The 9,345-nt window shown below is 72.4% G+C and carries 7 protein-coding genes and 1 pseudogene; 2 read left to right on the plus strand and 6 right to left on the minus strand.

Translation table 11 applies throughout. The annotated features are described in order from the left end of the window. Window positions 1–75: 75 nt before the first annotated feature. The 4 genes from C8K30_RS29515 to C8K30_RS29530 form a co-directional block, all read right to left on the minus strand. Window positions 76–894 carry a carbohydrate ABC transporter permease gene (locus C8K30_RS29515; RefSeq protein WP_108496473.1) on the minus strand — a complete coding sequence of 273 codons (819 nt, stop codon included), beginning with the start codon at window positions 892–894 and terminating at the stop codon, window positions 76–78. Beyond that, a complete protein-coding gene (locus C8K30_RS29520; RefSeq protein ID WP_108496474.1) occupies window positions 891–1,832 on the minus strand; it encodes a carbohydrate ABC transporter permease in 942 nt (313 codons plus the stop codon). Before C8K30_RS29520 ends, C8K30_RS29515 begins: the two co-directional genes overlap by 4 nt. Before the next feature lie 186 nt (window positions 1,833–2,018). Continuing rightward, window positions 2,019–3,395 carry an ABC transporter substrate-binding protein gene (locus tag C8K30_RS29525; RefSeq protein WP_108496475.1) on the minus strand — a complete coding sequence of 459 codons (1,377 nt, stop codon included), beginning with the start codon at window positions 3,393–3,395 and terminating at the stop codon, window positions 2,019–2,021. Between the two features lie 318 nt (window positions 3,396–3,713). After that, on the minus strand, window positions 3,714–4,580 hold the full coding sequence (locus tag C8K30_RS29530; RefSeq protein WP_233257564.1) for a DeoR/GlpR family DNA-binding transcription regulator: 867 nt from the start codon (window positions 4,578–4,580) through the stop codon (window positions 3,714–3,716). 142 nt (window positions 4,581–4,722) lie between these two features. Here C8K30_RS29530 and C8K30_RS29535 point away from each other — a divergent pair, with 142 nt between their 5' ends. Further along, window positions 4,723–5,661, plus strand: coding sequence for a Ppx/GppA phosphatase family protein (locus C8K30_RS29535; protein ID WP_108496476.1), 939 nt, complete (start codon window positions 4,723–4,725; stop codon window positions 5,659–5,661). A 270-nt stretch (window positions 5,662–5,931) separates the two neighbouring features. After that, entirely contained in the window at window positions 5,932–6,315 is a 384-nt protein-coding gene (locus tag C8K30_RS29540; RefSeq protein ID WP_108496477.1) for a YciI family protein, read from the plus strand. Between the two features lie 142 nt (window positions 6,316–6,457). Here C8K30_RS29540 and C8K30_RS29545 read toward each other — a convergent pair whose 3' ends face one another. Both C8K30_RS29545 and C8K30_RS29550 read right to left on the minus strand, forming a co-directional pair. Then, window positions 6,458–9,079, minus strand: coding sequence for an FtsX-like permease family protein (locus C8K30_RS29545; protein WP_108496478.1), 2,622 nt, complete (start codon window positions 9,077–9,079; stop codon window positions 6,458–6,460). Then, window positions 9,079–9,345 (minus strand): annotated as a pseudogene (locus C8K30_RS29550) (ABC transporter ATP-binding protein); the annotation flags it as partial. The pseudogene C8K30_RS29550 and the gene C8K30_RS29545, both read right to left, overlap by 1 nt.

Here is a 9,345-nt window from a genome sequence, read left to right on the forward strand (position 1 = left end):
CGGCGGTATCGGCGGCAGTACCGGCGTCGGACGAGGCGGCCGGAGCCGTGCCGAACGGGGTGCCGAGGTCCAGGGTCACTTGATCGCTCCCATCGCGAGGCCGCGGACGAGCTGCTTCTGCGCGATCCACCCGGCCAGCACGACCGGCACGATCGCGACGGTCGCCGCCGCGGAGAGCACCGCCAGGAACTGGCCGCGGCCGTCGACGAAGCTCGTGAGGAACGGCGGGGTCGTGCGCGCCACCTGCGCGGTCAGGAGGTTGGCGAGGAAGAACTCGTTCCACGCGAAGATGAAGCAGATCAGGCCCGCCGCGGCGACGCCGGGCATGACGATCGGCAGCACGACGCGGAAGATCTCGGTGCCCAGGCGGGCCCCGTCGAGCTGTGCGGCCTCGATGAGCTCGCGCGGTACCTCCGCTAGGAACGACCGCATCATCCACACCGCGATCGGCAGGTTCACACCGACGTAGAGGATGGTCAGCCAGGTGATGTTGTCGAGCCCGCCCACGGACTGCAGCAGCAGGTAGACCGGGATGATCGAGGCGGCGACCGGCATGAAGCGGGTCGAGATGAAGAAGAAGAGCGCGTCGCGGACGTTGACGACCGGCCGGATGCTCAGCGCGTAGGCGGCAGGAACCGCCAGCACGAGAACCAGGAGCGTCGACCCGACGCTCGCGCTCAGCGAGTTGATCAGGTAGGGCAGCATGTCCCGGTTGAAGACGGCGTCGAACCCGTCGAGCGTGAAGTCGGGTGCGAACGTCGGCGGCACCGTGGCGGCCTGGTGCTCCGGCTTGAAGGCCGTGAACACCATCCACGCCACGGGGAAGAAGAAGGCGAGCACGAGCACCCAGGTGACAGCGGTCACCAGGGACCCGCGAAGGCGCGAGGGGGTCATCGTCCGACTCCTTCCGTGGAGAAGACCTTGAACAGGGTCCGCAGGGCGACCGAGGCCACGACTATCGTCACGAGCACGGTCATCACGCCGTACGCGGCGGCCTCGCCGACCTCCAGGCCGATGAACGCCCGCTCGTAGAGCAGGTAGGAGAGCGTCTTGGTGCCGCCCGTGCCGCGGGTCATGATGGCTATCGGGTCGAAGACCTGGAGCAGCATGATCGAGGCCAGCAGCACCGCGATCTCGACGTACTGCCGCAGGTGGGGCAGCGTGATCGAGCCGAAAGTGCGCAGCGCCCCCGCGCCGTCCACGGCGGCGGCCTCGAGCACGTCCTTGTTCTGCGCCTGCAGGCCCGCCAGGAGGATCAGCATCGCGAACGGCGTGTACTGCCAGGTGAGCACCACGATGATCGTGACCATCGGGAGCTCGGTGTTCCACGCGACGGGCGGCAGGCCGACCAGCCCGAGACCCCAGTTGGCCATGCCGGTGGCCGCGTCGAAGATCGACCACTTCCACACGAGGGCCGCGGCGGCGGGCATGACGAGGAACGGGGTGATCATCAGCGTCCGGGCCACGCCGCGCCCCAGGAAGCTGCGGTCCAGGAGCACGGCGAACAGCATGCCGAGCAGCGTGGAGAGGACCACCGAGCTGCCGGTGACCGCGACGGTCGCGCCGAGCGACGACAGGAACGAGCCGTCGCTCAACACGCTGACGTAGTTGTCGAGGCCCGTGAACCCCCGGTCGCCCGGGCGCAGCATGTTCCAGCGCTGCAGGGAGTAGTAGATCGTCAGCACGAAGGGGATCTGGGTCAGGACAATCGAGGTGGCCAGCGCGGGCCAGAGCAGGGCGCGCGATACGGCCAGGCCGCGCGCCCGCCCTGATCCGGCGGGCGGCGGACGCCGGGGGCGCCGCCTCGTAGGGGCGGTCATGAGAACGGTCATTTGACCCTCCAGGGGCTCGCGCACGCCGGCGGGCGGGGCGCGATGGGGGAGCTGTGCGCGATGGGGGAGCAAGGCGCGGTGGGGGAGCAAGGCGCGGTGGGGTGCAAGGTGCGATGGCGGGGCGCGATGGCGGGCCGCGATCACGGATCGGGCGCGGGGAGCCGTGCTCCCCGCGCCCGGGTCCGGCTACTTCTGGGCGTCGCCCGCTTCCTGGGCGAGCTCCTGGGCACGTTCGAGCACGGGGGCGAGCTCGCTGCGTCCCGCGAAGACGTCGGCCAGGTCCTGCGAGACCTGGTTCCCGAGGTCCTGGAACTCCGGGATGGTGACGTACTGGATGCCGGTCCAGGCCTGCGGCGCCACACCCGGCTGCTCCGGGTTCACCGCGAGCATGATGTCCCGCGTGATCGGCGCGAAGGACGCGGCGGCCTCCTCGTACTCGGGGATCTCGTAGGTCGAGTTCCGCGCGCCCGGGGGCACCCGGCTCCAGCCGAGCTCAGTGCCGACGAGCTGGTGGTACTCCTTGCTCGTCGCCCACTTCACGAACTCGACAGCGGCGTCCCGGTTCTGCGTGGTCTCGGGGATCGCGAGGTTCCACGACCAGAGCCAGCCGGACTCCTCGGTCTCGACCACCGGCGCGTGGGCGTAGCCCATCTTGCCCGCGACCTGCGACGACTCCGGGTCCTCCAGCAGGCCCGCCGCGACCGTCGCGTCCACCCACATGGCGGACCGGCCCTGGCTCACGTTGTTCAGGCACTCGGTGAACCCGGTGGACACCGGGTCCGCCTCGCCCGCGTCCTCGACCAGGTCCACGTAGAACTGGACGGCCTCGGCGAACTCGGGGGAGTCGACCTGGGCGTTCCACTGGTCGTCGTACCAGCTGCCGCCGAAGGTCTGCACGACCGTCGTCAGGGGTGCGAAGACCTCGCCCCAGCCGGGCTTGCCGCGCAGGCAGATGCCGTCGACATCGTCCGAGTCGACCTGCCGCGCGATGTCCGCGACCTCCTGCCACGTCGGGTGCTCGGGCATCGTGACGCCCGCCTCGTCGAGCAGCTCCTTGTTGTACATCAGCATCGACGACTCGCCGTAGAACGGGACCGCGTAGAGCGAGTCGTCGACCGTGAGGGCGTCCTTCACGGGCTCGAAGAGGTCGTCGACGTCGTAGTCCGCGTCGGACTCGAGGTCGCCCGTCAGGTCGGTCAGCCAGCCGTTGCCCGCCCAGATCGGCACCTCGTAGGAGCCGACGGTGACGATGTCGTACTGGCCGCCGTCGGTGGCGACGTCCTTGGTGACGGCGTCCCGCAGGTCGTTCTCCTCCATCTGGACGAAGTTGACCTTGATGTCCGGGTGCTCCTCCTCGAAGGCGGACTTCAGCTCCTCCATGTCCTTCATCTGCGGGTTGTTGACGGTCGCGAGCGTGAGCTCGACCGTCCCTCCGCCCTCCGCGGCGGGGTCGCTGTCCCCGCCGCCTCCTGCTCCGGCGCAGGCGGTCAGCGCCAGTGCCAGCGCCGCGGCTGCCGCTCCGGCGGGTGCGGCCTTCCGGCGCACAGTCTTCGTGAGCATCATTGCTTTTGACCCTTCTCGTCACGTCGTCGTGAGGCGGCGTCGTGTCAGGAAACACGGATTCGCACATGGTGGGCCGGGCCGGAAAGGGGGTCAACGACGGCGTTTTCGAAACGGTCACCGGGACTGTGGAATCGCACAGGCCGGCCGCGGCCTGACGCCGGATGCCGGGTCGTCGCGTCTCGCGGACGAGCCGGCGCGGCCGACGGCGTGGGCCGGTCTGCCGGGTTTGCGCGGCACCGGATGGACGGAAACCGCATCCCGTACCGGGCACGAACTGCTACCCCCGGCGGACCAACCGGTCACGCCCAGGAGCGCTCGTCAGACCTGGACGATCTCCGCCCCGGCGGCATGGAAGGCTCGCGCACGGGCCGAGCCGAGCTGCGTGCCGGTGATCATCGCCTCGAAGTCGTCCAGCCCGGCAAAGCGCACGAAGCTGGTGACGCCGAACTTGTGGTGCGCCCCGATGAAGATCCGTCGCCTGCTCACCTCGATCGCGGCGGCCTTCACGCTCGCGACCGCGGGGTCGGGCGTGGTCAGGCCGTCCTCGACGGTCACCCCGTTCGCGCCGATCAGCCCGAGGTCGAGGCGGAAGGTGCGCAGCATGTCCACGGCCGCGCCGTCGACCACGCCCAGCGTCTTGCCGCGCACGCGCCCGCCGATGATGATGACCTGCACGTTCGGCCGCGCCGACAGCTCCGTCGCGACCGGGAGGGACGACGTGACCACCGTCAGCTCACGGTCCCGCGGGAGAGCCCGCGCGGCGAGCAGCGGCTGGAAGCCCTCGTCGACGAAGATCGTCTGCGCCTCGCCCAGGCGCCGGGCCACCTCGGCGGCGATCCGCGCTTTCTCCTCCGGGAAGCTCTGCTGCCGCTGGGAGAGCGCCGTCTCGAACGAGCTCGTCTCGACGGGAAACGCGAGCCCGTAGCTGCGCCGCACCAGGCCCTGCGCCTCCAGCTTGCGCAGCTCGCGGCGCACGGTCTCCTGCGAGACGGACAGCACGCGGGCGGACTCGCTCACCTCGATCCGTCCGCGACGCCGCACCAGGGCGAGCAGCTCCTCGGATCGCGAGGCCGGCCGGACGGCGCTCGCCGGGAGCGCGGCACGCTGCAGCGACCGGCTGTGCTCCGGCAGCACCGGCCCGGTGCCGGCGGGCGCGTCGAGCGCCATCGTCAAGCCTCCCGTCATTGGGCTTCCTGCCCCGAGTCTGCCGCGTGCCGCCGCATTGCGGAACCCTCCCCGGGTCGCGAGGCCGTCCGGCTCCCGGCCCGGTCGCGCGTCCGGCGGACAGGACCGGTCCGAGTCGCCCATCACGGGTAGCGTCTGCCCCATGCGTCTGGGCGTTCTCGACATCGGTTCCAACACGGGACACCTGCTGGTGGTCGACGCCCATGGCGGCGCCGCGCCGCTGCCGGCGTCGTCGTACAAGCAGCCGCTGCGTCTCGCCGAGCACCTGGACGACGACGGCGCCGTCGGCCGGGCCGGCGTCGACGCCCTCGTGGAGTTCACCACGCAGGCCGTGCGCATCGCGGAGGACAGGGGCTGCGCGGAGATGCTGGCGTTCGCGACGTCCGCCGTGCGCGACGCAGTGAACGCCGAGGCGGTGCTCGAGACCGTGCACGAGCGCACGGGGGTGCGGCTCAAGGTGCTCAGCGGCGAGGACGAGGCCCGGCTTACGTTCCTCGCGGTGCGCCGGTGGTTCGGCTGGTCGGCAGGCCGGCTGGCCGTGTTCGACATCGGCGGCGGCTCCCTCGAGATCGCCGGTGGCGCCGACGAGGGCCCCGGCGCCGCATGGTCGCTCCCGCTCGGGGCCGCGCGCCTGGCCCGCGCGCACTTCGGCGTCGTGCCCGACGACGAGGCGCTGCGCGCCCTGCGCCGCGACCTGCGCACCGAGATCGCGCGGAACGCCGGGAGCCTGCTGCGCACCGGACGGCCCGACCGCGCCGCCGCGACCTCCAAGACCTTCCGTTCCCTGGCCCGGATCTGCGGGGCTGCCCCGGCGGCCGACGGGCCGCTGGTGCGCCGGGTGCTGCGGCTCGAGGCGCTGCGCGAGCGCGTCGGCGAGCTGACCCGCATGACCCCCGACGACCTGGCCCGGCTGCCCGGCGTCTCGCCGAGCCGGGCCCACCAGATCGTCCCGGGCGCGCTCGTCGCCGAGGCCTGCATGGACGTCTTCGACCTGACCGAGCTCGAGATCTGCCCCTGGGCGCTGCGCGAGGGCGTGATCCTCGAACGCCTCGACCAGATGCCCCACATCGGCGAGGGCTGACGCCGCCCCCGGACCTCTCGTCCGCCGAACCGCAGGTTACGCGCCAGACCTCCGGCGCCGAACCGAAGGTTGTCGTTGGCCACGGCCGCCGAACCGAAGGTTGATTGGCCACGGTCGCCGAACCGAAGGCTGTCGTTGTCCACGGTCGCCGAACCGAAGGCCGCGCGTCCGGATCCGCCCTGATCGACGGGTGAGTTGCGGTTCGGCGCCAGGTGGGTGGACGGGGAGACCGGCAACTTGCGGTTCGGGACGGGCCAGTAGCCTGGATGCGTGGCCCGTGACCCGAACATCCCCGACGCGTTCGACGTCTTTACCGTCGTGGTGCTGCGGCGGCCGCCCGGTGCGCCGGAGATGTCGGACGAGGCGCTCGACGCGCTCCAGGCGCGCCACCTCGCCTACCGTGCCGACCTGAAGCGGCGGGGCTTGGTCGTCGCGAACGGGCCGTTCGACGAGCAGAGCGACGAGTCGTACCGTGGGATGTCCGTCTTCGCCTGCGACCCTGCCCAGGCCGCACGGCTGTCGGACGCCGACCCGTCCGTCGTGGCGGGTCGGCTCGCCTACGACGTGATGGAGTGGTGGGTCGGCGCGGGCTCGCTCGCCTTCCCGCTCGCCGACCGTCCGGTCGGCAGCCGCCGCCCGATGCCTGACGACTGACGACTGACGACTGACGGCCGACGGCCGACGGCTGACGGCTGACGGCTGACACCTGCCGGCTGCCGGCTGGCAACAACGCTGATGACGACGCCCGCGCACAGTTTCGCTGTGCGCGGGCGCCGTCGTCAGGGACGGGCCGCCGTCACTCCACCCCGAGCGCCGCAACCGGGGAGGTGCGGGCCGCGGCCCGCGCCGGGATGACCGACGCGAGGAGGCCGGCGACGAGGGCGACGGCCAGGACCACCGCGAGGTCGGTCCACGGGACGGCGTACCGCACGTCGCCCATGATGGACAGGGCGGTGGCCGCCCCCGCCCAGCCGAACACGAGCCCCAGCACGATGCCGAGGATCGCGCCGACGCCGGCGATGAGCACGCCCTCGACGGCGAGCATGCCGCGGAGCTGCTCCTTGCTCAGGCCGATGGCCCGCAGGGTCGCGGACTCCCGGGTCCGCTCGATGACCGAGAGCGACAGCGTGTTGGTCACGCCGATCAGGGCGATCACGACGGCGACGGCGAGCAGGCCCACCACGATGCCGAGGATGACGTCCACGACCTGCCGGAACTGCGCGGCCTGGGCGGCCGGGCCCATGACGAACGCGTCGCCGTCGACCTGCGCGGCGGCGTCCTGGACGTCCGTGAGCACCGAGGTGGCCTCTGCGCCCGAGATGTGGGCCCAGACTTCGGTGAAGGCGCTCCCGTCGGCGTCGAGGTCGACCACGCGGGCGAGGTCGCTGGTCGTCATGGTGTGGCTGAGCGCCTCGGCGGTCGTGACGACGACGGTCAGGTCGACAGAGCCCTCCGGACCCACGACGGTGGTGCTCTCGCCCGCGTCGAGGGACATCGAGTCGGCCGCACCCTGGGTCAGCAGGATCGAGCCGTCGGTGAGGCGCTCCGCCTCGTCGGGCACGTTCACCACGGCGGCGAGCTCGTGGGGGTCGGCGGCCCCGACGCCGGTGTCCTCCTGACCCGCGAGCGTGACCGTCGCCTGGGTCACGAGCGCCGTGGTGGCGACGCCGGGGGTGTCGGCCACGGCGTCGCGCAGGTCCTCGAGATACTCGGGAGAGGACGGCGACACGCTCACGTCGTAGGGGAACGTCTCGTCGAGCAGGCTGTCCGCGGACATGCGGGCGCTGGCCGCACCCGTGGACATCATGGTGACGAGCGTGACGCCGATCAGCAGCGCCGTGGAGGTCGCCGCCGTCCGGCGCGGGTTGCGCAGCGTGTTGGCGACCGCGAGGCGAGCAGCGGGTCCGGTGCGGGCCACGAGCCCGCCCAGGAACGCCGCGACGCGCGGCAGCCAGAGCACCGCGCTCAGCACGACGCCGAAGAACGCGAGGGAGCCGCCGCCGACGGCCGCGATGAGGCCGAACTGCGGGGCCTCGGCCATCCCGAGGGCGACGCCGACGCCGAGCCCGGCGAAGCCGCCGACGAGGCACAGGAGCGAGACCACGAGGCGGGCGCGGCCGGAGCGGGCGCGCAGCGTCGGGGCGTCGGACGGCCGCAGCGCGGCGAGCGGCGCGACGCGGGTCGCCGAGCGGGCGGGGGCGAGCGCGGCCAGGACCGTCACACCGACACCGATCGCGAACGGCAGCACCACTGACTGCCAGGTCGGCGTGATCGTCGTCGGGAGGGGCACGCCGAGGTCGAACGTGGGCGCCACCAGCAGCGCGACCTGGGCGAGCACCCCACCCGTCACGATGCCGACCGCCGAGGCGACCGCGCCAAGGATCGCCGCTTCGAGCAGGACGCTGCGGTAGAGCTGACCCGTGCCCGCCCCGATGCAGCGCAGGAGGGCGAGGGTGCGGGTTCGCTGGGCGACGAGCACCTGGAACGTGTTCGTGATGACCATCGCCGCGATCAGCAGCGCGATGGCCGCGAACGTCATGACGAAGACGAGGAAGACGAGGTCCTGGCCGCCGGTCTGCTCCGCGGTCCGCGCCGCCGCCACCTCCTCGGTGGTCTCGACGGACACGCCGCCGTCGACCCCCGCGGCGGCCGCGCCGATCGCCTCGTCGAGGGAGGCCGGGACGCCGCCGCCGTCGAGCGGGGTGTCGAGCGCGACGAGCAGCTCGGTGACCGGGTTCGAGATGGGCTCGCCCGCGTTCCAGGCGTCGATCGTCGCGGCCGGGAGGGCGGCGGCGCCGCCGTAGGCCGCGTAGGCGCCGTAGGGGTCGTCGGCGAGGCCCGTCACGGTCAGCTTCTCGGTGACCTCCTTCGGTTCCCCGAGCTCTTCCGCCGGGTCCATCGCCTCGCTCTCGGCCCAGCCCTCGGGGTACAGGGTGCGCTTGAGCGTCAACGTGTCGCCCACGCCGACCTCGAGCCGCTCGACGACCTCCGGCGTCAGCGCCACCTCGCCGTCGGCGGCGGGCCAGGCGCCGTCGGACAGCTCGAGCGGCGACAGCCGCGGGTCGGCGGGGACCGGGGCGAACGTCTGGTAGCCGCCCTTGCCGCCGTTGCGCAGGTCGCCCGACCAGTTCGTGAGGGGCTGGACGGTCTCGACGCCGTCGACGGCGCCGACTGCCGCGATGTCGTCGGCCGTGAACGAGCCCGGTCCCTCCACGTCGGCGGAGACGACGACGTCGGCGCGCGCGTACTGGGCCGCGACCATGTCGTGGGTGGTGCCGTTGATGACGCCGCCGGCGAGCAGCGTCACGGTGACGAACGCCGTGCTGATCAGGATCGCGACGCCCGCGGCGGTGAGCCGCCCGGCGCTGCGGCGCATCTGCCCCAGGGTGAGGCGTGCGGTGGGGAAGGTGGTGGCCATCACGCACCCGTCCGGGAGGCGGTGGGTGCGGTGGTGACGGCGGGTTCGAGGGTGCGCAGGGCGTCCAGGCCGGCCATGGCGGACTCGGGGGTGGGGTCGCTGATGTCGCCGGCGATACGGCCGTCGGCGATCAGGACCGCCCGGTCGGCGTACGCGGCGGCGGACGGGTCGTGGGTGACCATGATGATGGTGCGGCCCAGCTCCCGCACCGAACGACGCAGGAACGACAGGACTTCCGCGCCGGAGCGGGAGTCGAGGTTGCCGGT

Source organism: Promicromonospora sp. AC04, assembly GCF_003058225.1.
In the GTDB taxonomy this organism is placed as follows: domain Bacteria; phylum Actinomycetota; class Actinomycetes; order Actinomycetales; family Cellulomonadaceae; genus Promicromonospora.